The organism is Lysobacter sp. SCRH-1R, from assembly GCF_057747855.1.
On record NZ_CM173227.1, the window covers coordinates 3,333,250 to 3,356,450 of the forward strand.

At 69.5% G+C, this 23,201-nt stretch carries 22 protein-coding genes; all 22 read left to right on the forward strand.

Going from position 1 to position 23,201, the window contains the following annotated elements:
* Positions 1-2 precede the first annotated feature (2 nt).
* Entirely contained in the window at positions 3-1,883 is a 1,881-nt protein-coding gene (gene flgK / locus AC3ANK_RS15290) for a flagellar hook-associated protein FlgK (RefSeq protein WP_206861573.1), read from the forward strand.
* Positions 1,880-3,079, forward strand: a complete 1,200-nt coding sequence (gene flgL, locus AC3ANK_RS15295; RefSeq protein ID WP_206861574.1) for a flagellar hook-associated protein FlgL — start codon at positions 1,880-1,882, stop codon at positions 3,077-3,079. The genes flgK and flgL overlap by 4 nt, the downstream gene beginning before the upstream one ends.
* A 538-nt stretch (positions 3,080-3,617) precedes the next feature.
* Positions 3,618-4,826, forward strand: a complete 1,209-nt coding sequence (locus AC3ANK_RS15300; protein WP_206861673.1) for a flagellin — start codon at positions 3,618-3,620, stop codon at positions 4,824-4,826.
* A gap of 166 nt (positions 4,827-4,992) precedes the next feature.
* Positions 4,993-6,327, forward strand: coding sequence for a flagellar filament capping protein FliD (fliD, locus tag AC3ANK_RS15305; RefSeq protein ID WP_206861674.1), 1,335 nt, complete (start codon positions 4,993-4,995; stop codon positions 6,325-6,327).
* An 18-nt stretch (positions 6,328-6,345) separates the two neighbouring features.
* The gene (gene fliS / locus AC3ANK_RS15310; protein ID WP_206861675.1) at positions 6,346-6,741 is read left to right on the forward strand and encodes a flagellar export chaperone FliS; all 396 of its coding nucleotides are present in this window, start codon (positions 6,346-6,348) and stop codon (positions 6,739-6,741) included.
* Positions 6,741-7,043, forward strand: coding sequence for a hypothetical protein (locus AC3ANK_RS15315; protein WP_206861676.1), 303 nt, complete (start codon positions 6,741-6,743; stop codon positions 7,041-7,043). The genes fliS and AC3ANK_RS15315 overlap by 1 nt, the downstream gene beginning before the upstream one ends.
* Positions 7,040-7,606 carry a PilZ domain-containing protein gene (locus AC3ANK_RS15320; RefSeq protein WP_206861677.1) on the forward strand — a complete coding sequence of 189 codons (567 nt, stop codon included), beginning with the start codon at positions 7,040-7,042 and terminating at the stop codon, positions 7,604-7,606. The genes AC3ANK_RS15315 and AC3ANK_RS15320 overlap by 4 nt, the downstream gene beginning before the upstream one ends.
* Before the next feature lie 214 nt (positions 7,607-7,820).
* A complete protein-coding gene (locus AC3ANK_RS15325) occupies positions 7,821-8,450 on the forward strand; it encodes a response regulator transcription factor (protein ID WP_206861678.1) in 630 nt (209 codons plus the stop codon).
* A 501-nt stretch (positions 8,451-8,951) separates the two neighbouring features.
* Entirely contained in the window at positions 8,952-10,334 is a 1,383-nt protein-coding gene (rpoN, locus tag AC3ANK_RS15330; protein ID WP_484171518.1) for an RNA polymerase factor sigma-54, read from the forward strand.
* 7 nt (positions 10,335-10,341) lie between these two features.
* On the forward strand, positions 10,342-10,725 hold the full coding sequence (locus AC3ANK_RS15335) for a response regulator (protein ID WP_206861680.1): 384 nt from the start codon (positions 10,342-10,344) through the stop codon (positions 10,723-10,725).
* On the forward strand, positions 10,722-12,197 hold the full coding sequence (locus AC3ANK_RS15340; protein ID WP_206861681.1) for a sigma-54 dependent transcriptional regulator: 1,476 nt from the start codon (positions 10,722-10,724) through the stop codon (positions 12,195-12,197). The genes AC3ANK_RS15335 and AC3ANK_RS15340 overlap by 4 nt, the downstream gene beginning before the upstream one ends.
* A gap of 889 nt (positions 12,198-13,086) precedes the next feature.
* On the forward strand, positions 13,087-13,455 hold the full coding sequence (gene fliE, locus AC3ANK_RS15345; protein WP_206861682.1) for a flagellar hook-basal body complex protein FliE: 369 nt from the start codon (positions 13,087-13,089) through the stop codon (positions 13,453-13,455).
* A gap of 122 nt (positions 13,456-13,577) precedes the next feature.
* Positions 13,578-15,278 carry a flagellar basal-body MS-ring/collar protein FliF gene (gene fliF / locus AC3ANK_RS15350; protein ID WP_206861683.1) on the forward strand — a complete coding sequence of 567 codons (1,701 nt, stop codon included), beginning with the start codon at positions 13,578-13,580 and terminating at the stop codon, positions 15,276-15,278.
* Positions 15,279-15,288: 10 nt separating this feature from the next.
* Positions 15,289-16,275 carry a flagellar motor switch protein FliG gene (gene fliG, locus AC3ANK_RS15355; RefSeq protein ID WP_206861744.1) on the forward strand — a complete coding sequence of 329 codons (987 nt, stop codon included), beginning with the start codon at positions 15,289-15,291 and terminating at the stop codon, positions 16,273-16,275.
* Between the two features lie 26 nt (positions 16,276-16,301).
* A complete protein-coding gene (locus tag AC3ANK_RS15360; protein ID WP_206861745.1) occupies positions 16,302-16,907 on the forward strand; it encodes a FliH/SctL family protein in 606 nt (201 codons plus the stop codon).
* A gap of 154 nt (positions 16,908-17,061) precedes the next feature.
* Positions 17,062-18,459, forward strand: a complete 1,398-nt coding sequence (fliI, locus tag AC3ANK_RS15365; RefSeq protein WP_206861684.1) for a flagellar protein export ATPase FliI — start codon at positions 17,062-17,064, stop codon at positions 18,457-18,459.
* On the forward strand, positions 18,456-18,899 hold the full coding sequence (locus AC3ANK_RS15370; protein WP_206861685.1) for a flagellar export protein FliJ: 444 nt from the start codon (positions 18,456-18,458) through the stop codon (positions 18,897-18,899). Before fliI ends, AC3ANK_RS15370 begins: the two co-directional genes overlap by 4 nt.
* A complete protein-coding gene (locus tag AC3ANK_RS15375) occupies positions 18,899-20,209 on the forward strand; it encodes a flagellar hook-length control protein FliK (protein WP_206861686.1) in 1,311 nt (436 codons plus the stop codon). The genes AC3ANK_RS15370 and AC3ANK_RS15375 overlap by 1 nt, the downstream gene beginning before the upstream one ends.
* 286 nt (positions 20,210-20,495) lie before the next feature.
* Positions 20,496-20,990 (forward strand): flagellar basal body-associated FliL family protein, encoded by a 495-nt coding sequence (locus AC3ANK_RS15380; RefSeq protein ID WP_206861687.1) that lies wholly within the window; start codon positions 20,496-20,498, stop codon positions 20,988-20,990.
* Between the two features lie 24 nt (positions 20,991-21,014).
* The gene (gene fliM, locus AC3ANK_RS15385) at positions 21,015-22,052 is read left to right on the forward strand and encodes a flagellar motor switch protein FliM (protein WP_484172889.1); all 1,038 of its coding nucleotides are present in this window, start codon (positions 21,015-21,017) and stop codon (positions 22,050-22,052) included.
* 3 nt (positions 22,053-22,055) lie between these two features.
* Positions 22,056-22,385, forward strand: a complete 330-nt coding sequence (gene fliN, locus AC3ANK_RS15390; protein WP_206861688.1) for a flagellar motor switch protein FliN — start codon at positions 22,056-22,058, stop codon at positions 22,383-22,385.
* Entirely contained in the window at positions 22,382-23,176 is a 795-nt protein-coding gene (fliO, locus tag AC3ANK_RS15395; RefSeq protein WP_206861689.1) for a flagellar biosynthetic protein FliO, read from the forward strand. The genes fliN and fliO overlap by 4 nt, the downstream gene beginning before the upstream one ends.
* Positions 23,177-23,201 lie beyond the last annotated feature (25 nt).

Consider the following 23,201-nt stretch of genomic DNA (forward strand, 5'->3'; position numbering starts at 1 on the left):
GCATGGCCAACGTCCTGTCCACCGGCACCGGCGCCCTGATCGCGTTCCAGCGCGCACTGGCGACCGTGAGCCACAACGTCGCCAACGTGGCGACCGACGGCTATTCGCGCCAGCGCGTCGAACTGTCGACGCGTTCGCCCACCGACATGGGCTACGGCTACGTCGGCAACGGCGTGCAGGTGAGCGACGTGCGCCGCATCGCCGACCAGCTCGCCAACACGCGCCTGCTGGAAAGCGGCGGCGAACTCGCCCGCGCGCAGCAGCTCTCCGGGCTCGCCTCGCGCGTGGACGCGCTGTTCTCCGACACCGCGACCGGCCTGGCCGGCGTGTGGTCGAACTTCTTCGACGCGACCACGGGCCTGACCAGCAACCCCGCCTCCAGCGCCGCGCGCGAGGACGTGCTGGCCGACGCGAACGCGCTCACCGCGCGCTTCAAGCAGCTCAACAACCAGCTCGATTCGCTCAGCAACGAAGTCAACAGCGGCCTGCGCAGCAGCGCCGAGGAAGTCAACCGCATCGGCGCGGAGATCGCCCGCCTCAACGGCGAGGTCGCCAGCAACCCGAACAACGTCTCCAACGACCTGCTCGACCAGCGCGACCGCCTGGTCTCGCAGCTGGTCGGCTTCACCGGCGGCACCGCGGTCGAACAGGGCGACGGCTCGCTCAACGTGTTCACCGCCGGCGGGCAGGCGCTGGTCGTCGGCAACACGTCGGCCAAGCTCACCGTGGGCACCGATCCGTACCGCCCCGAGCGCGTGCGCCTGGCGCTGGACGGCAATGGCCAGCAGATCCAGCTCAGCGATTCCGCGCTGGGCGGCAAGATCGGCGGACTGATGGATTTCCGCAGCGACGTGCTCGATCCGGCGCAGGCCGAACTCGGGCGCATCGCGGTGGGCCTGGCCGATGCGTTCAACCAGCAGCACCGCGCCGGCATGGACCTCAACGGCCAGATGGGCACGGACTTCTTCACCGTGCCCGCGCCCGCCGTCAACAGCCACGCGAACAACACCGGCACCGGCACGCTGACGGCGAGCATCGGCGATCTTTCCAGACTCGACGCGCAGAACGTCGTGCTGAAGTTCGACGGCACCGCGTGGAGCGCCACGCGTTCGGACACCGGCGCGAACGTGCCGCTCACCGGCACCGGTACGGCGGGCGATCCGCTGGTCGTCAACGGCGTGGAACTCGTCGTCGGTGGCGCGCCGGCCGCGGGCGACCGCTTCCTGCTGCAGCCCACCGCGGGCGCGGCGGGCGGCATCGGCGTCGCCATCGACGATCCCAACCGGATAGCGGCAGCCACTCCGGTGAAGGCGCAGGCGGAACTCGACAACATCGGCACCGGCAGGATCGGCGGGGTGAAGGTCACCGATGCGGCGAACGCCGACCTGCTGACCCCGGCCGACATCGAATTCATCGACGGCACGCAGTACACCGTCAACGGCGCGGGCCCGTTCACCTGGACGCCGGGCCAGCCGATCGAAGCCAACGGCTGGAGCCTGAGCCTCGACGGCGTGCCCGCCGCGGGCGACCGCTTCAGCGTGGGCAGCACGGGCGCCGGCTCCAGCGACAACGGCAACGCGATCGCGCTGGGCAACATCGACGACGCCAAGGCGCTCAACGGCAGCACGGTGTCGCTCAACGGCGCGATCGGCGGCCTGACCACGTCGATCGGCTCGGCCGCGAGACAGGCCGACTACGCCGCCGAGGCGCAGCAGGTGCTGTTCGACCAGGCGCAGGCGGCGCGCGATTCGGTGTCCGGCGTGAACCTCGACGAGGAGGCGGCGAACATGCTGCGTTTCCAGCAGGCCTACCAGGCCGCGGCGCAGGTGATCTCCACCGCCGACAGCATGTTCCAGTCCCTGATCGCGGCGGTGAGCCGATGAACAACCGCATTTCCACCGCAGGCGCCTACCAGCTGCAGCTGGGCACGATGCTGCGCAAGCAGTCGAGCCTGGCGCACACGCAGCAGCAGCTCGCCACCGGCCAGCGGCTGGTCACGGCGAAGGACGATCCGGTCGCGGCCGGCACGGCGGTGTCGCTGGATCGCGCGACCGCCGAGCTGGAACGCTTCGGCGAGAACGCCAACCTGCTCGGCAATCGCCTCAACCTTCAGGAAAGCGTGCTCGCGCAGGCCGGCGACCGCCTGGCGCGCGTGCGCGAGTTGACCATCCAGGCCAACAACGCCGCGATGTCGAGCGACGACAAGAAGGCGATCACCGCCGAACTCAAGGTGATCCGCGATGAACTCATCGGCCTGGCGAACAGCCAGGACGGCAGCGGTCGCTACCTGTTCGGCGGCACCGCGGACGACCACGCGCCGTTCGTGGTGAGCGGCGGCAACGTCAGCTACACCGGCGACCAGCGCCAGCGCGAGGTCGAGATCGCACCGGACCAGTTCGTGTCCGACACGATCCCGGGCAGCGAGCTGTTCATGCGGGTCAAGACCGGCGACGGCCGTATCGACGGCGCCGCCGCGACGACCAACACCGGCAGCGGCGTGCTGATGGAATTCGGCCTGGATGCATCGGGCACGTGGAGCGGTGCGAGCTACAGCGTCGTCTTCACCGCCGCCGACGCGTACGAACTGCGCGACGCGAGCGGCGCGGTCATCGGCACCGGCACGTACGCCAGCGGCGAAGGCATCAACGTCGGCGGGCTCAACCTGCGCATCGACGGCGCGCCGGCGGCGGGCGACCGCTTTTCCGTCGGCCCAGCGGGCACCAACGACGTGTTCGCGATGATCGACGACCTGGTCGGCGCGCTGGAAATGCCCGACGACTCCCCGGCCCAGCGCGCGGCGCAGCAGAACGCGCTGCAGGCCTCGCTGCGCGACGCGGCGACGGCGCAGGAGCATTTCATCGACGGCCGTGCGGCCGGCGGCGCGCAACTGGCGGCGATGGACAGCGCGGCCGAACTGCGCGAGGCGCAGTCGGTGACCCTGGAAACCACGCTGTCGGGCATCCGCGACCTGGACTACGCCGAGGCGATCAGCCGCTTCCAGCTGGAAAGCACGGCGTTGCAGGCGGCCCAGCAGGCGTTCATGCGGCTGCAGTCGAGTTCGTTGTTCGATCTGATGTGAGTTTGGTGATTCGTGATTCGTGATTCGTGATTCGTGATTCGTGATTCGTGATTCGTGATTCGTGATTCGTGATTGGTGATTGGTGATTGGTGATTGGTGATTGGTGAGCCGTGAGCCGGGCGTTTGTAGCCCGGGTAAGGCCGAAGGCCGCACCCGGGGCACGGCTCCGGGGCCGGGACGATGGGAGAACCCAGCGTTTGTAGCCCGGGTAAGGCCGAAGGCCGCACCCGGGGCAACGGCTCCGGCGAGGTAAACCCCGGGTGCGCTCCGCTTACCCGGGCTACAGGAGCCGGGTCCGACCGGGCGCCCGGCCCTTGCGAATCACGAATCACGAATCACAAATCACGAATCACGCCCCCGCTTCTAGACGTCCATCCCACTTCCAAAGACTTGTCAACCAGGAGCTAAAGGTTTCCCACGCCGCGCCGCTACCTAGTTCAGCAGCGGCAAGGGCCGGCACCACCGACCAACCACTGCGGTAATTGCCGGCCGGCGAGCGCTTCGCCGGTGCCCTAACGGAAACCCACGGAGAACCACCATGGCACAAGTCATCAACAGCAACGTGATGTCGCTCAACGCCCAGCGCAACCTGGGCACCAGCAGCGCCAGCCTCGGCACCACCATCCAGCGCCTGTCGTCGGGCCTGCGCATCAACAGCGCGAAGGACGACGCCGCCGGCCTGGCGATCTCGGAACGCTTCAGCACGCAGATCCGCGGCCTCGACGTCGCCGTGCGCAACGCCAACGACGGCATCTCGCTGGCCCAGTCGGCCGAAGGCGCGATGGTCGAGATCGGCAACAACCTGCAGCGTATCCGCGAACTGGCCGTGCAGTCGTCCAACGCGACCAACTCGCAGTCCGACCGCGACGCGCTGAACGCGGAAGTCTCGCAGCTGGTCTCGGAAATCGACCGCGTCGCCAACCAGACCAACTTCAACGGCACCAAGCTGCTCGACGGCTCCTTCGCCGGCGCGCTGTTCCAGGTCGGCGCCAACTCGGGCCAGACCATCGCCGTGAACAACATCGTCGACGCCAACGCCAACGCGCTGGGCGGTGCGGTGTTCGACGAGAACGACTTCACCATCGCCGCGCCGGGCACCAACGCCGACGTCAAGATCACCGGCATGAAGATCACCGGCACCGACGGCGTGGAAGTCACGCTGGACGACATCGAAGTGAAGATGGGCGCCGATGCCGCCGCCACGCAGGAAGCCACCGCCAAGGCCGTGGCCGCCGCGATCAACGCCAAGATGGACCAGACCGGCGTCTACGCCGAAGTCGACAGCGGCACCGCCGGCCAGATCAACATGACGTCGATCAAGCACAGCGTCGGCTCCGACGGCACGTTCAACGCGATCGACGTGGACATGGGCACCTGGACGGGCGCGACCGCCCCGACGGCCCCGACCGCCACCGCCACCGCTCCGGCCGCCAAGTACGCCAACGACCTGGACATCTCCTCGTTCACCGGCGCGCAGCAGGCAATGGAAATCGTCGACAAGGCGCTGACCAGCGTGAACTCGGCCCGCGCCGACATGGGTGCGATCCAGAACCGCTTCACCTCGACCATCGCCAACCTGCAGGCGACGAGCGAGAACCTGACCGCCTCGCGCAGCCGCATCCGCGATGCCGACTACGCGAAGGAAACCGCCGAGCTGACCCGTACTCAGATCCTGAGCCAGGCCGGCACCGCGATGCTCGCGCAGGCCAACGCTGTTCCGCAGAACGTCCTCAGCCTGCTGGGCTGATCCACCGCCAGACGGGGCGCGATGCGCGCCCCGATGGCACCCCGGCGGGATGCGCGCGAACGCATCCCGCCGGTTCTTTCCGACAGGAGTCGCCATGACCGCTCATCGTTCGTTCCGTCCCACGCCGCGCAACGCGGTCCACGGTCGACACGGAGGCTGAGCGGTCATGGCCATTTCGACGCTCGGTTCCGGCATCGACATCCCCTCGCTCGTCGCGCAGCTGGTCGCGGCCGAGCGTTCGCCGGTGGAGAACCGCATCGCGCGCGGCGAGAACGCGGCGAAGACCGAACTCTCGGCGATCGGTTCGCTCAAGAGCGCGTTCTCCAATCTCAAGACCGCGCTCGACAAGCTGCGCAAGGACGACGGCACCAACGCGCGCGTCACCAACGTGCCCGAAGACGCCGGCTTCACCGCCAGCGCCGGCACGACGGCGGCGGTGGGCGAGTACGACATCCAGGTGCGCGAGCTGGCCACCGCGCACAAGCTCACCTCCGCGGGCAAGCCGGCCGACACGAAGATCGGCACCGGCACGCTGGTCATCGAGGCAGGCGACGAGACCATCGAGGTCACCATCGAGGAAGGCCGCAACACGCTGGCCGACATCCGCAGCGCGATCAACACCGCCGCCGCCGGCAAGGGCGTGAGCGCCAGCCTGGTCAACGCCGACGACGGCCAGCACCTGGTGCTGACCGCCACCGACACCGGCACCGAAGGCAAGCTGCGCATCACCACGACCGGCGGCGACGGCGGCCTGTCGATGCTCACCTTCGATCCGGGCGTCAGCACCGCGATGGCCGAGACCGTGCAGGCCAAGGACGCGAAGGTGATCGTCGACGGCCTGGCGCGCACCTCGTCCAGCAACTCGATCACCGACCTGCTGCCCGGGGTCACGCTCACCCTGACCGAAGCCAAGCCGGACGAGACGTTCACGCTGAAGGTGTCCACCGACAACGACGCGCTCAAGACCACGCTGTCGGGCTTCATCAGCGCGTACAACGCGGCGATCGGGCTGACCAAGTCGCTCACCGCCTACAACGCCGACACGCAGACCGGCTCGGCGCTCACCGGCGACAGCATGGTGCGCGGCCTGCAGGCGCAGCTGCGCAACATGGCCAGCGAACAGGTCGTCGCGTTGAAGGAGCTGGGCGTGAAGATCAACACCGACGGCACGCTCACGCTCGACAGTTCCGAGCTGACCAAGGCGCTGGCCGAGGACCCGGGCGCGCTGTCGCGCCTGTTCTCCGGCGACGACACCAGCTACGGCGCCAAGCTGGAGACCATGCTCGGCGACGTGCTGGAGAACGAAGGCCTGTTCGACTCGCGCACCGACAGCCTCAACGCGCGCCTGAAGACCTACAACAAGCAGTACGAAGACCTGGATCGCCGCATGGAATCGCTGCAGGCCCGCTACACCGCGCAGTTCACCGCGATGGAGCAGATGGTCACGCAGCTGCAGAGCTCCAGCGGCTTCCTTTCGCAGCAACTCGTTTCGATGTCGTAATCCCTGGAGCCCATCCACATGCTCGGCGCCCACCGCAACTACGCCAACCAGTACCGCAGCACCGGCGTCAGCGCCGCCGTGCTGGAAGCCGATCCGCACCGCCTGGTCGCGCTCATGCTCGCCGGCGCGCGCGATCGCATCCGCCTGGCCGGCGCGTGCCTGGAACGCGGCGACATCCCGCGCAAGGCCAAGGCCATCAGCGACGCCAGCGGCCTGATCACCGGCCTCAACGGCGCGCTCAACCTGGAAGCCGGCGGCGAGATCGCGCAGGGCCTGCAGTCGCTGTACGACTACGCGCAGCAGCGCCTGCTGCTGGCCAACAGCGACAACGACGCCGAGGCCCTGAACGAAGTGGATTCGCTGCTGGGCGAGATCGAATCGGCTTGGCTGGCGATCGCGCCGAAGTCGCCGTGATGTCCGGTTCCGTGTCGCCCACCGTGCCCGCGCTGCCCGAAGCCGACATCCGCGCGGCCATGCACGCGCAGCAGTGGGAGCGCGCGTTCGAACTGCTGGCCGACCACGACCGCGCCCTGCGCGAGGCGCTGGGATCGGCCGATCTGTCGCAACTGCCGTCGGCGCCGTGGCGCGAACTGCTGGACCAGCAGGCCGCGCTGCTCGGCGACCTGGTGGCGCTGCGCGACGAAACCGCGGAGATCCTCGCGCGCATGGGTCGCGAGCGTCGCGGCGCCCTCGCCTACCGGACCTTCGCCGGATGACCTCTTCGGCCGCCGACGCGCAATTGTTCGGCGACGTGCTGGCCTACCAGGACCGGCGCCCGGCGGCCTTCGTGCCCGGCCCGGCCGATCCCGCCGCCGCGCATCTGGCCGCGGCGCGCGCGGAAATGCTGCTGACCTCGCTCGCGCTGAGCGAAAACGCGCGCAGCGAGGACGGCGACGAACACGTCGAACCGTCGTCGTCGCTGCAACGCGTGGAAGCCAAGCTCGACCTCGTGCTCGGCCTGCTCGGCGCGATGCTGCGCGAGCGTGGCGACCTCCCGCCGCCCACGGTGCTGCGCTGGTCCACGCGCGGCGCGTGCATCGACGTGCTCGGCGATGCGCTGGCGATCCACCCCGGCGCGCGCGGCGTGCTGCGCGTGCAGCCGGCCGAATGGCTCCCCGACTGCATCGAACTGCCCGCGCACGCGATCGCCGTCGAAGGCGCCCGTGCGTGGCTCGCCTTCGACCCCTTGCCGCCGACGCTGGCCGACGCGCTGGAGCGTCACCTGTTCCGCCTGCATCGCAAGCAGGTGGCGGAAAGCAGGCGCCTGAAGGACTTGTAGCGCTTGCAGCTTTTGCCGAAAGCTCCGGCCCTGCGTGCAGGGAGGAATGGAGCCGTGCACCCATACCGTCGCGTCCGGTCCCCGGCGCTCCGACGACACATTTGCAGCCCCCGTCACATTCCGGACGTGAACGAATGGTCCCTCCACGTCACCTCGGATAAGGTGCCCGACGAAGGGTTGGCGTTTCTGGGGAACGGAGTTGGGCTCGGGGCTGTTGCGCGTACTGATCTGCGATGACCATACGCTGGTCCGTGCGGGGCTGCGGCGCCTGCTGGAGTCGTTCGCCGATATCGAGGTCGTGGCCGAGGCCGCCAACGCGGACCAGGCCGTCATCGGGTCGCGCCAGCACCAGCCGGACATCGTCCTGCTCGATCTCTCCATGCCCGGCCGCAGCGGCTTCGAAGCGCTGGTCGAACTGCGCCGCGAGCAACCCGCCTGCCGCGTCGTGGTGATGTCGATGCACGACGATCCGACCCACGTGCGCGAAGCGCTGGCGCGCGGCGCCAGCGGTTTCGTCGTCAAGGAAGCCGCGCCGGCGGAGCTGGAAATCGCGATCCGCGCCGCCGCCGCCGGCCGCACCTACCTCAGCCCGCAGGTCTCCGCACCGCAGTTGTTCGCGCGCCCGCGCACCGAGGAGGGCGTCGACGCCCTGCCCCCGCGCCAGCGCGAAATCCTCGCCGCGCTTGGCGCCGGCCGCACCAGCAAGCAGATCGCCGCCGACCTGGGGATCAGCGTCAAGACGGTGGAAACCCACCGCGCCCGCATCATGGCCACGCTGGGCTGCCGCAACGCGATCGAACTGCTGCGCATGGCGATGCGGCTGCACGATCGGCCGGCGGGATAACGAAAGGCGCTGCCCTTGTAGCGAGCCTTTGCAGCCCGGGTGAGCGAAGCGCACCCGGGAACGCGGTCACCTCCCCTTCCCGGGTGCGCTTCGCTTACCCGGGCTACAAGAGCAGCATCGTCCTCCCTGGAAGATCGTGGTCCCTGCAAAAGCTGGAATGACGGCTGGGTGGCTCACCGGCGAGCGAGCGCCACACGTCACGCCCAGCCGCCCCTGTGGCCCACCCCTTGCAACACCCCCAACGCCACAAACCCGACATCGCGCCAACGCCAAAGCGTCGTCACATCCCCCGACAGTGACCCGTATCCACGTGCCCATCCGCGTCACTGCCTGACGCGCGCGAACAACCCCAGTCGGAAACACGTCGCAATGTAGGGGACGCCCCGACAAACCGACAGGAATTCCCCGGCTCATGTCCGGGGATGCCCCGATTCGTTTGCCGTCACCTTCACACCACGATTACCTCCGTGGCCGCCGGCTCCGGCGGATGGGGACACGACAGTGAAAGCTACCTTGAGTCCGAAGCTCGGACTCGGCGTCAACCTGACGCCGCAACTGCTGCAATCGATCCGGCTCCTGCAGCTCACCGCGCCGCAGCTCGAACTCGAGCTCCGCCAGGCGCTGGAGCGCAATCCGCTGCTGGAGCAGGACGACGTCGAGGACGACGGCACCGAACCCACGGCCGACGCGCAGCAGGAAACCGCCGCGTGGGACGAGCTTCCCGAGCCGTCGTTCCTGTCCGGCGGCAACGGCGGCGGCGAGTTCGACGACGACGCCGCGTCGCGGATCGCCGACGGGGAATCGAGCGATCCGCGCGTGCGCCTGCTGCAGTCGCTGTCGCTGCAGTGGAAGCCGCGCGACGTCGAACTGGCCGCGTGGTGGCTGGACCAGTGCGACGACCGCGGCTACCTGGAAGCCCCGCTCGACGAACTGCACGCGCTCGGTGCGGGCACGTGCAATGCCGATGCCAGCGAACTGGAAATCGTCCGCCAGCGCCTGCTCCACGGCGAATGGCCGGGCGTGGCCGCCTGCGATGCCGCCGAATGCCTGCGCGCGCAGCTCTCGTTTGCGCCCGGATCGGCCACGCGCACGCTCGCCGCGCGCATCCTGGCCGATCACATCGACCTGCTCGCGATGCACGACGAAGCCGCGCTCGCCAAGGCGCTGAAGGCCGACCCCGGCGACGTTCGCGACGCCATCGCCCTGATCCTCACCCTGCGCGCGCATCCCATCGAAGACAGCGCGGTGAACGAACGCGACGTCGTGGTGCCCGACGTCGTCGCCTGGCGCGCCGACGGCCGCTGGCACGTCGCGCTCAACTCGCGCACCGCCCCGCGCCTGCGCATCGCGCCGCATTGCGAACGCGCCCTGGCCGATGCGCCGGGCGACGTGTCCGCGCTGCGCGGCCTGCTCGATGAAGCGCGCTGGCTGGTTCGCGGCGTGGCGATGCGCAACGACACGTTGCTGCGCACCACGCAGGTGCTGGTCGAACGCCAGCGCGCGTTCCTGGAGCGCGGCGAGGAAGCCATCGCCCCGCTGACGCTGCGCGAGGTCGCCGACGCCATCGGCATGCACGAATCCACCGTCTCGCGCATCACCAGCGGCAAGTACCTGCAGACGCCGCGCGGCACGATCGAACTCAAGCGCCTGTTCGCCGTGCGCCTGGACGGCGCGGAAGTCTCCGGCAGCGCGGTCAAGGCGATGGTCAAGCGCCTGATCGACGCCGAACCCTCGCACGCGCCGCTCGCCGACGACACCATCGCCGGCCTGCTCGCCCGCCAGGGCGTGCGCGTGGCGCGCCGCACCGTCGCGAAGTACCGTGACCAGCTGGCCATCGCGCCGGCGCGCCAGCGCCGCCGCCCGGCCCTCGCCAAGGCTGGATGATCCGAACATGCGCGAACTCAAGATCCTCATCGTCGACGACCACCCCGGCTTCATCAGCGCGGCGATCCGCCACCTGCGCAAGCAGCCGTGGGCGAACGTCGTGGGCACCGCCGGCAACGGCATCGAAGCCATCACCCAGTGCGAGACGCTGCGTCCGGACGTGGTGCTGATGGACATGGCGATGCCGGAAATGGGCGGCCTGCAGGCCGCGCGCCTGATCAAGGCGCAGGACGAACCGCTGCCCTACATCGTCATCGCCAGCCATTTCGACGACACCGAGCACCGCGAGCACGCCCTGCGCGCCGGCGCCGATGCCTTCGTCAGCAAGCTTGCCTACATCCAGGACGTGCTCCCGCTGCTGGAGCGCCTGGCTTCGGAAGACACCCCATGAGCGAGTCCCGCATCCTCCTGATCGACACCGACATGGCGCGCGCCGAACGCGTCGCCACGCTGCTGGAGTTCATGGATTTCACCCCGCGCATCGCCAGCGACGCCGGCGAGATCAACCTCGACCGCGCGCGCGCCACCGACTGGGTCGCCGTCATCGCCGGCGACACCAGCGGCGACGCGCAGGCGTGGGAGCGCTTCGCCGCGTGGCTGGGTTCGCATCCGCTGCATCCGCCGGTGCTGGAACTGCCGGGCCATGCCGATAACGCCGCGTGGCGCGTGCAGCTGCATCCGGACCAGGTCTGGGCGCTGGATTACCCGATCCGTCGCACGCAGTTGCAGGACGTGCTGCGTCGCGCGAGCCTCAAGCGGCTGGACGACGACGCGCGCCGCGAGATCCCGCAGGTCGGCCCGACCGGCCGCAGCGCCGCCGTGCTGCGCCTGAACCGCATGATCGACCAGGTCGCCAACTTCGATACGACCGTGCTGATCCTTGGCGAATCCGGCACCGGCAAGGAAGTCGCCGCGCGCGCGATCCATGCGCGTTCGAAGCGTCGCGAGAAGCCGTTCGTCGCGATCAACTGCGGCGCGATCCCGCCGGACCTGCTGGAAAGCGAACTGTTCGGCCACGAGAAGGGCGCCTTCACCGGCGCGCTGACGCAGCGCAAGGGCCGTTTCGAGATGGCCGAAGGCGGCACGCTGCTGCTGGACGAAATCGGCGACATGCCGATGGCGATGCAGGTCAAGCTGCTGCGCGTGCTGCAGGAGCGCTGCTTCGAGCGCGTCGGCGGCGGCGCGACGATGAAGTGCGACGTGCGCGTGATCGCCGCGACGCACCGCAACCTGGAATCGCACATCGCCGAGGGCAAGTTCCGCGAGGACCTGTTCTATCGCCTCAACGTGTTCCCCATCGAGATGCCGTCGCTGCGCGAGCGCGCGGCGGATCTTCCGGACCTGATCAACGCGATCTCGCGCCAGCTGTCCGACAGCGGCCGTGGCCGCGTGACGCTGGCCGGCGATGCGGTCGCGATGCTGCAGCAGTACGCCTGGCCGGGCAACGTGCGCGAGCTGAGCAACCTGCTGGAGCGCCTGTCGGTGCTGCACCCGAACGGCCTGGTGCGCGCCGACGACCTGCCGGCGCGTTACCGCTGCCAGCTGCCGGCGGAAACGCTGGCGTCGATCGACCGCATCGAACCGGAAGAACCCGCGCCGGTGATGGCGCTGCTGCGCGAAGCCGAAGCCGCGCCCGACCCGGCGACGCTCTCGCCGACCACCACGCTGCCGCCGCAGGGCATCGACCTGCGCGGGCACATCGCGAACATCGAACTGGACCTCATCCGCGCCGCGCTGGCCCAGACCGGCGGCGTCGTCGCCCATGCCGCCCCCCTGCTCGGCCTGCGCCGCACCACGCTGGTGGAGAAGCTGCGCAAGTACGGGATCGAGCGGGATTCGATGGAGCTGGCGTCGGAGTTCTGATTTCGCGCGGAGGGTGTTAGCGCTCGCGCGTTGTTCGGTAATCGGGAAACACCGGCGAACCTCCCCACCGTCATTCCAGCGAAAGCTGGAACCCATGCGTTTACCACCGCTCTTGTAGCCCGGGTAAGCGAAGCGCACCCGGGGCGCGGTCGCGTCTCCAACCCGGGTGCGCTTCGCTTACCCGGGCTAGAGAAGAACATCGCCGCCCGAGAACGCCGTGATCCCGAGAGGATCGTCATCCCGGCGAAGGCCGGGATCCAGGCCCGTAATGCGCGGGCACTTTCTCACCGGCAAACCACCCCACCGTCATTCCAGCGAAAGCTGGAACCCATGCGTTTGCCACCGCTCTTGTAGCCCGGGTAAGCGAAGCGCACCCGGGGCGCGGTCGCGTCTCCAACCCGGGTGCGCTTCGCTTACCCGGGCTAGAGAAGAACATCGCCGCCCGAGAACGCCGTGATCCCGAGAGGATCGTCATCCCGGCGAAGGCCGGGATCCAGGCCCGTAATGCGCGGGCACTTTCTCACCGGCAAACCACCCCACCGTCATTCCAGCGAAAGCTGGAACCCATTGCGTTTGCCAACGCTCTTGTAGCCCGGGTAAGCGAAGCGCACCCCGGGCGCGGTCGCGTCTCCAACCCGGGTGCGCTTCGCTTACCCGGGCTACAAAGACACATCGCCGCCGGAGAACACCGTGATTCCAAGGAGGATCGTCACCCCATCCTCCGCCGGGTTGACGGTGTGGTGCGGGACGCCACAGACGGAGTACCCGAAGCGCCTACGCGCCGGAATTGCGGCGCCTCCCCTCCCCCGCGCCAGAAACCCGTTCATGAATCCGTGGCACGCCGCTTGCCTGTACCCGGCAGGACCTCCGTGCCGGTACGTCACGCCTCATGACCGACGCCATTTCTTCCATCCTGTCGCAGATCCGCGCGCATGAAATGCGCATGCGCGGGCCCGATGCCGCGCCGGGCAACGCGATCTCGCCGTCCGCGCTCGCGCCGGGCGCCGCCAGCGGCGCGTCGGGGACGCAGGGTGCGCCGGGATTCCAGCAGACCCTCAGCAACGCCATCGACAGCGTCAGCCGCGCGCAGAACACCAGCGGCGCGCTGCAGCAGGCGTTCGAACTCGGCGACCCGCGCGCCGACCTCGCCCGCGTCATGGTCGCCATGCAGCAGTCCTCCGTCGCCTTCCGCGCGACGGTCGAAGTGCGCAACCGGCTGGTGCAGGCGTATCAGGACGTGATGAACATGCCGGTCTGATGACCGTGATTGGTGATTCGTGAATGGTGATTCGAAAGAGCCACCGCACGACAACCTGATCGCCAGCCCACCACCTCGCGCCCGCAACACCAATCACGAATCACAAATCACGAACCACGCCCATGGCCGTCATCACCCTCCCCAACCAGACCAAACTGCGCGAACTGCGCGGGCTGCAGGACATCCCGGTGGTGCGGCAGCTGGGGCTGTTCGCGCTCGTGGCGGCGGTCATCGCGCTGGGGCTGTGGATGTTCTTCTGGACGCAGAAGCCCGACTACGTGCCGGTGTTCGCCGGGCTCGATCCGAAGTCCACCAGCGAAGCGTCGGAGCTGCTGGGCACCGCGCAGATCCCGTTCCGCATCGATCCGGGTTCCGGCGCGCTCGCCGTCCCGCAGGACCAGCTCGGCAACGCCAAGCTCGCGCTCGCCGCGGCCGGGCTTCCGGCGAAGACCGATTCGGGCTTCGACGCCATCAAGGGCGACCAGGGTTTCGGCACCAGCCAGTTCATCGAGAACGCCCGCTACCAGCATGCGCTGGAAGCCGAACTCGCCCGCACCATCGCCAACCTGCGCCCGGTGCGCGAGGCGCGCGTGCACCTGGCGATGCCCAAGCCGTCCGCGTTCACGCGGCAGAAGGAGCCGGCCAGCGCGTCGGTGGTCCTGCAGCTGCACAGCGGCGCGGCGCTGGAACAGGGCCAGGTCGACGCCATCGTGCACCTGGTCGCCTCGAGCATCCCCGGCCTGCCGCCGGAACGCGTCACCGTCGTCGACCAGTACGGCCGCATGCTGTCGAACGTCGATCCGGATTCCGACGCCGCCATCAGCGCCAAGCAGTTCGACCAGCAGCATCGCCTCGAAGCGACCTACGTCCAGCGCATCCACGAACTGCTCGAACCGATGACCGGCAACGGCCGCGTCAGCGCGCAGGTCAGCGTGGACATGGACTTCGCGCAGACCGAGGAGGCGCGCGAGGTCTACGGCCCGCAGCAGCCGATGATCCGCAGCGAACAGCTGTCCGAATCCAGCGCCGGCGGCGGCAACGCGCCGCAGGGCGTGCCGGGCAGCGCGAGCAACACGCCGCCCGCACCGCCGCCGGCGAATGCCGCCGCGAATGCGAACGCGCCCGCGAACGCCACCGCCGCCGCGCAGCAACAGCAGCAGGCCGCGCCGAGCGGCCCGTCCTCGCGCAGTTCGGTGCGCAATTACGAGATCGACCGCACGCTCACCCACACCCGCCAGGGCCCGGGCCGCGTGCGCCGCGTGACCGCCGCGGTACTGGTGGACAACGTGCCCGGCGCGGCCGGCAAGAACGGCAAGCCGTCGCTGCGCGCGCTCACCGATCCGGAACTCAAGCGCATCGAGGCGCTGGTGCAGCAGGCGATCGGCTTCGACGCGCAGCGCGGCGATGCGGTGTCGGTGGTCAACGCGCCGTTCGCGCGCGACGTCGCCGCGCAGGGCGAGGAAGACAACGTGCCGCTGTGGGAGCACCCGCGCGCGATGGAGTTCCTGCGCATCGTCGTCGGGGGGCTGGCGGTGCTCGCGCTGATCCTGTTCGTGCTGCGCCCGATGCTGCGCCAGCTGATGGGCGTCAAGCCCGAGCCGAAGAAGAACAAGAAGCAGATCGCCGAAGCCACCATCGTGCCGGTGGAGGACGAGGAGATTCCGGTCGCGCTCTCCGCGCCGCCGCAGGAAGCCGCGCCGGCCGCGCTGCCGCCGGGCACGATGAGTTTCGACGACAAACTGGAAGTGGCGCGCGCGGCGGTCAGCAACGACTCCAAGCGCGTGGCGCAGGTGGTACGCGAGTGGGTGGAATCCGATGGCTGATCCGACCGGACTGACGGGCGTGCAGCGCGCCGCGGTGGTGCTGCTCTCGCTCGGCGAGCAGCAGGCCGCCGAGGTGCTCAAGCACATGAGCGCCAAGGAAGTGCAGAAACTGGGCCTGGCGATGACGTCCGTCAGCGGCGTCTCGCGCGATGCCGTGGGCCGGGTGATCGACCAGTTCGTCGACACCCTCGCCCAGCCCAGCGGCCTGGGCGCCGGCGCCGACGAATACGTGCGCGCCGTGCTGGTGCAGGCGCTCGGCGAGGAGCGCGCGAGCAGCCTGATCGACCGCATCCTGCTGGGCCGCAACACCTCCGGCCTGGACACGCTCAAGTGGATGGAGCCGCGCGCGATCGCCGACCTGGTGCGCAACGAGCACCCGCAGATCATCGCGATAGTGATGGCGCACCTGGACAGCGACCAGGCCGCGGAAGTGCTCAAGTGCCTGCAGGACCGCGTGCGCGCCGACGTGCTGCTGCGCATCGCCACGCTCGACGGCATCCCGCCGAACGCGCTGAACGAACTCAACGACGTGATGGCGCGCCAGTTCGCCGGCGCGCAGAACCTGAAGTCGTCCTCGGTCGGCGGCGTGAAGGTCGCGGCGAACATCCTCAACTTCATGGATTCGGGCCAGGACGAGCAGATCCTGGGCACCATCGGCGAGATCGACGGCGAGCTCGGCGTGCGCATCCGCGACCTGATGTTCGTGTTCGACAACCTGGCCGAGATCGACGACCGCGCGATGCAGGCGATCCTGCGCGAGGTGCCCAACGACAAGCTCTCCGTCGCGCTGCGCGGCGCCGAGGCGCGGGTGCGCGAGAAGATCACCTCCAACATGTCGCAGCGTGCGGCGGAAATCCTGCTGGAGGACATGGAGGCGCGCGGCCCGGTGCGGCTGGCGGAAGTCGAGGCGGCGCAGAAGGACATCCTCGCGATGGTCCGCAAGATGGCCGACGCGGGCACGATCCAGCTGGCGGCGAAGGCCGAGGCGTTCGTATGAGCCTCACCTCGGCCTGGAACACCGAGATGGCCGGCGCCGTGCGCTGGACCGCGCCGGGCCTGGAACCGCCACCGCCGGAACCGATCGTCGAACCGCCGCCCCCGCCGCCGAGCGTGGAGGAACTGCAGGCGATCGAGCAGGCCGCGCACGACCAGGGCTATGCCGACGGCCTCGCGCGCGGGCATGCGGAAGGGTTCGCGACGGGCCAGGCGGAAGTGCGCCGGCTGATCGCGCAGATCGAGGGCATCCTGGACGGCTTCACGCGTCCGCTGTCGCGGCTCGACGACGAGGTGTCGGAAGCGCTCGCCGAACTCGCGGTGCGCGTGGCGGGATCGCTGCTGGGGCCTGCCTACACGGCCGATCCGTCGCTGCTGGCCGACCTGGTGCGCGAAGCGCTGGACGCCGTCGGCACCGACCAGCGCGCGGTCGAACTGCGCCTGCATCCGGACGACATGGGCGTGCTCTACCCGCACCTGGCCGGCCTGGACGGCGTGCGTTTCACCAACGACAGCACGCTGGCTCGCGGCGAACTGCGCGTGCACAGCGAAAGCGTGCGCATCGACGGCACGCTCGCGGCGCGGCTGCAGGCGGTGCTGGAGAGCACGATCGCGGCGCATGGGGCGGTGAAGTGAGCGCGCCTTTGAAGCCTCGCTCGTGTAGCCCGGGTCAGGCCGGAGGCCGCACCCGGGGCAACGGCTCCGGGGATGTACGCCCCGGGTGCGCTTCGCTTACCCGGGCTACGAACGCCTGGCCCGGCAAACGGTCCGGAATTTGCACGGCCCAGGCATGACCACCCCCGCCTCCCACTGGCAGGACGCGCGCAACCTCCGCCTCGCCGCGCGCCTCAACGAAGCCGCGCCGCAGCCCACGTCCATGGGGCTGGCGCGCGAAGGCGTGCTGCGTCGCGCCGTCGGCCTGACGCTGGAAGCCTCCGGCTGCAGCGCGCCGCTGGGCTCGCGCTGCCGCGTGGAAACGCAGGGCGGCGTGTGGGTCGATGCGGAAGTCGTCGGCTTCTCCGGCGACCGCACCTTCCTCATGCCCAGCGCACACCTGGAAGGGCTGCTTCCGAACGCGCGCGTCGTCCCGTCGCGGCAACGCGGTGAAGTCGCGGTGGGCGAAGGCCTGCTCGGCCGCGTGATCGACAGCGACGGCGTGCCGCTCGACGGACGCGGGCCGATCCGCGCGGAGAACTGGGTCGGCCTCGCCGGCAAATCCGTCAATCCGCTGATGCGCGAACCGATCACGCGTTCGCTCGACGTCGGCGTGCGCGCGATCAACGCGCTGCTGCCCATCGGCCGCGGCCAGCGCGTGGGCCTGTTCGCGGGCTCCGGCGTCGGTAAATCCACGCTGCTGGGCATGATGACGCGCTTCACCGCCGCCGACGTGATCGTGGTGGGGCTGATCGGCGAACGAGGCCGCGAAGTGCGCGATTTCGTCGAAGCCACGCTCGGCGAGGAAGGCCTGCGCCGCGCCGTCGTCGTCGCCGCACCCGCCGATCGCCCACCGCTCGCGAGACTGCACGGCGCGTTGCGTGCGACCGCTATCGCCGAGTGGTACCGCGACCAGGGGCTGCACGTATTGCTGCTGATGGATTCGCTCACGCGTTACGCGCACGCGCAGCGCGAGATCGGCCTGTCCGTCGGCGAGCCGCCGACCACGCGCGGCTATCCGCCGTCGGTCTTCGCGAAACTGCCGGCGCTGGTCGAACGCGCGGGCAACGGCGCCGACGGGCGCGGTTCGATCACCGCGTTCTACACCGTGCTCACCGAAGGCGACGACCAGCAGGAACCCATCGCCGACGCCGCGCGCGCGATCCTCGACGGCCACATCGTGCTGACGCGCCGCATCGCCGATGCCGGCCAGTACCCGGCGATCGACGTGGAAGTCTCGGTCAGCCGCGTGATGCAGGACATCACCGACGCGCCGTGGCGCGAGCGCATCCGCAAGCTCAAGCGCCTGATGGCCGCCTACAACGCGCAGCGCGACCTCATCGCGATCGGCGCCTACCAGCGCGGCAACGATCCGGTCGTCGACGAAGCGCTGGCGCGCTGGCCGGCGATCCTGAATTTCCTGGGCCAGGACGTGAGCGAGGCGGCGGATGTCGCCGCCAGTCGCGATGCGCTCGCCCGACTGCTTGACGATGTCCGTGAACCCGTTGTCGCCCGACCGATGGAGACTGCATGACCCGCTCCCAACGCCTAGATCCCCTGCTCAACCTGATGCAGCAGCGCCAGGACGCCGCCGCGCGCGAGGTCGCCGAGCGCGACCGCCAGCTCGCCGAGCAGGAACAGCGCCTGGACGCGCTGCGCCGCTACGCCGAGGAATACGCGATCACGCCGAGCGAGGCGACCATCGCGCCGGCGCTGCTCGCCAACCGCATCGCCTTCCGCGCCAAGCTCGAAACCGCCGTGGACCAGCAGACGCGCATCGTCGATTCCAGCCGCCAGAACCGCGACGTCGAGCGCGCGCGCCTGATGCTCGCCAGCCGCGACACGAAGGTACTCGGGCAGCTGGCCGACAGCTACCGCGCGCAGGAAACGCGCGTGGCCGAACAGCGCGTGCAGCGCGAACTGGACGACCTCGGCGGACGGCGCCGCACCAACGGCAACGACGGAGCGGAGTGATGCAGGCGTTCGACGCCCTCTTCGGCGGGCAGCGCGCGGGTTCGGCGCGCAACACGACTCCGGATGCGTCGCGCTCTTCGAACGCGCAGGACGGCGCAGCTTCGTCGGGCGGGTTCGACCGGATGCTGCAGGCGCAGGGGGCGCGCAACATCGCGTCGAATCCGGCGTCGCGCATGAACGAATCGCCGAATGCGTCCGCGCAGGCGAAGGCGAAGGACGCGTCGCCGCGCCATGCGGAATCGCCGCGTGCGTCGGAGGAATCGAAGTCGCCGGAAACGAAGTCCGGCGAGGCGAAATCGAACGACGCGTCGCGCGAGACCGCGCGTGCCGAGTCCAGGGACGATGCACCGCGCGACGCGAGCGATGGCGCTTCCGAGTCCGACACCGCTGCGACCGCTTCGGAAGACACGACGGCTGCGAGCGACACGTCCGCGCCCGCTGCGACGACGGCGTCCGGCGATGCAACGGCGCCGGCGCTTCCCGAACAGATGCTGGCGCTGCTCAACGGCCTGGCGGGCGCCAGCACGGGTGCCGCCGCGACGCCGTTCGCCGTTGCCCCCGAAGCGCAGCCGCCCGGCCTGCTGCGTGACGTTGCCGTGGCGACGGCTTCCGATCCGCGCGGCGGCAATGCCACCGCTCCGGTCCTGCCGACGCTGCCCGGCGCGCAAGCCGCGACCGCTGCGGCGACCGATGGCGGCGCCACGGCTGCGTTCGCGATGGCGATGGGCGCCGCCGCTTCGGCGGACACGAAGACCTCGGGCGCTACCGACGCCACGCTGGATTCGATCGGAATGGGCGATACGGCTTCGACGTCCGCGTCGCTGCCCTCGGTATCGACGATGACGAACCATCCGCTTCCGCGCGGTGTCGCAGCGACGGTCCAGACGAACACGCCGATTCCGCTGGACAACGGTTTCGACGATGGCTTCTCCTCGCGCATCGCGTGGCTGGCCGACCAGAAGATCGGTCACGCCGAAATCCGCATCACGCCGGATCACCTCGGCGCGATCGACGTGCGCCTGCAGATCGACGGCAACCGCGTGAACGCCGAATTCAACAGCGCCCAGCCGGACGTGCGGCATGCGCTGGAATCGAGCCTGCCGCGCCTGCGCGACATGCTGGGGCAGCAGGGGCTGCAACTTGGCCAGGCCGACGTCGGCCAGCGCCAGGCGCAGCAGCAGGGGGCGAACGGGCAGGCGTCGTCAGCGTTTGCCGGCGGCGCCGATCGCGCCGATGCCGGGAACGATGCCGGCTGGTCGCGCGGCCCGGCGGTGAGGGCGTCGCGCGGGTTGCTGGACGAGTACGCCTAACGGGGCTGTCGGGAGTCTGACGCCCGGCTCCTGTCAAAAGGCCGACGCTGTTAAGCCCCTCTCCCCGCGGGAGAGGGGCTTGAACCAGGCGATCCATTTGCCCTTGTAGCCCGGGCAAGCGAAGCGCACCCGGGTCGAGGTTTCCGGCGCCGGCGTCCCGGGTGCGGCCTGCGGCCTTACCCGGGCTACAAACACTCTTGAGCCCCTCTCCCCTCGGGAGAGCGGCTAACCACCGGCACACGCCTTGCACGGACCCGGCATCCCCATCACGCCGAGCTCCACCGCAATGTCCAAGCCCGCTGCCCAAGCCGCTCCGCCCGCGCCCAGGAGCAACAACCTCGCGCTGTGGATCCTGATCGCCCTGCTGGCGATCGGTCTGGCCGGTGCCGGGGCGTGGTGGTTCATGCAGGGGCGCGGCGGCGAATCGGCCGGCGCCCAGAAGGAACCCGCCGCCGCCTCGCAGCCGGCGCGCTACTACGCGCTGGAACCGGCGTTCGTGGTGAACCTCGCCGACACCACGGCCGTGCGCTACCTCCAGGCCGACGTGCAGGTCATGACGCGCGATGAAGCCACCGGCGCCGCGCTCGAACTGCACACGCCGGCCATCCGCAACCGCCTCCTGCTCCTGTTCGGGCAGCAGACCGCCGCCCAGCTCGCGCAGCGCTCGGCCAAGGAACGCCTGCAGCAGCAGGCCCTGGCCGAAGTGCGCGGCGTGCTGAAGGCCGAACACGCGCCCGACAAGGTCGAAGCCGTGTTCTTCACCAGCCTGGTCACGCAGTAACCCCGCCGGAGCGCGACTTCGATGATGACCGACCTGCTTTCACAGGACGAGATCGACGCCCTCCTCCACGGCATGGACAGCGGCGCGGTCGAGACCGAGCCGCCGCCGGCGCCCGGCGAGGCCCGCAATTACGATTTCGCCAGCCAGGACCGCATCGTCCGCGGCAAGCTGCCGACGCTGGAGATGATCAACGAGCGCTTCGCGCGCACCTGGCGCATCGGCCTGTTCAACCTGCTGCGCCGCTCGGCGGACCTGTCGGTGCGCGGCATCGACCTGATCCGCTTCGGCGAGTACATGCACTCGCTGCAGGTGCCGACCAACCTCAACCTGGTGAAGATGAAGCCACTGCGCGGCACCGCGCTGGTGATGTTCGAGCCGCGCCTGGTGTTCACCGTGGTGGACAACTTCTTCGGCGGCTCGGGCAAGTACCACACGCGCATCGAGGGCCGCGAGTTCACGCCCACCGAGATGCGCGTGATCCAGCTGCTGCTGCGACAGACCTTCTCCGACCTGGTCGATGCCTGGGCGCCGGTGATGCCGGTGGAGTTCGAATACCTCAATTCCGAGGTCAACCCGCACTTCGCCAACATCATCAGCCCGCGCGAATACATCGTGGTGTGCCGCTTCCACGTCGAATTGGAAGGCGGCGGCGGCGAGTTCCACATCTCCTTCCCGTACGCGATGCTCGAGCCGATCCGCGAGCAGCTCGACGCCGGCGTGCAGAGCGACCGCATCGAACGCGACGAAAGCTGGACGATCGCGCTGCGCTCGCAGCTGCACGACGCGGAGATCGAGCTGTCCAGCGTGCTGGCGCAGCGTTCGATCAGCCTGCGCGAGCTGTGCCGGCTCCGCGTGGGCGACGTGATCCCGATCGAACTGCCCGGCACGGCGATGCTGAAGGTGGAGCAGATGCCGCTGTTTTCCGGCGAATTCGGCACGCACAACGGCCGCAACGCCATCAAGGTCAACGCCGTGCACGCGGTCCGCAGCGCGCCGGTGTTCGATCCGCACAACCCGAACCAACTCGACACCATCAGCGCCACCGCGCTCACCCAGGCCTGACCGATGAACACTTCCGACAACGCCGCACGCGCCGCCTTCGACCCGCTGACCGCCGAGACCGGCGCGGCCAGCGACCTCAACCTGGACGTGATCCTCGACGTGCCGGTGACGCTGTCGCTGGAAGTCGGCCGCGCCCGCATCCCGATCCGCAACCTGCTGCAGCTCAACCAGGGTTCGGTGGTGGAACTCGAACGCGGCGCGGGCGAACCGCTGGACCTCTACGTGAACGGCACGCTGATCGCGCAGGGCGAAGTGGTGGTGGTGAACGACCGCTTCGGCGTGCGGCTGACCGACGTGGTGAGCCCGGCGGAGCGGATCAAGAGGCTGCGATGAGCGGTCCGGTTCCGCTTGGCGAGGCGACGGTCGCGGTCGGGAATGCGGCGTTCGTGGTGGCTTCGGCGCCGGTTGCTGCTCCTGCTGCTTCCGCTGCTTCTGTCGCCTCTGCTGATGCCACTTCCGCTGGCGTTATTCCTGCGAAGAGTGCAGGCACTGCCGTGAGCCTCGCCGCTGCGGCGGACAGCTCCCTCCCCTGCTCGCAGGGGAGGGTTGGGGAGGGGTGCGCGCCGCTTGCGGCGGGCTCTTCGGAGACGATTTCTTCGCAGCTTCCCCCGCAAGAGGCCTCAGCCGCTGGCGCGGCTTCGCTACCCCCTCCCAACCTCCCCCTGCAAGCAGGGTCGGACTTCGGTGCGGCGTCGACTCCGGCTGCGTCCACCGCAAAGCACACAGCCACCGTCGGCCACCCGTCCAAACCCCAAACCTTCGCCAAACAACCCGAAGGTCCCGGCATCGGCGGCGCGCTGTTCGCGCTGATCCTCGTCGTCTCGCTGATCCTCGCGCTCGGCTGGCTCGCCAGGCGCATGCCCGGTTTCACGCGCGCGACCGGCGGCGGCAACGCGCTGCGCATCGTCGGCTCGTTGACGCTCGGCCCGCGCGATCGCGTGGTGGTGGTCGATGTCGGCGGCACGCAGCTGCTGCTCGGCGTCGGCCAGAACGGCATGACGGCGCTGCACACGCTCACCGAACCGCTTCCCGTGGCACAGCCTTCGCAGGGAACGCCCAGCCTGCAGAACCTCGCGACGCCGTTCGCGCAGTTGCTGCAGAAACACCTTGGGAAGAAGCCGTGACGTTCGCGAATCAGGATTCCACGGC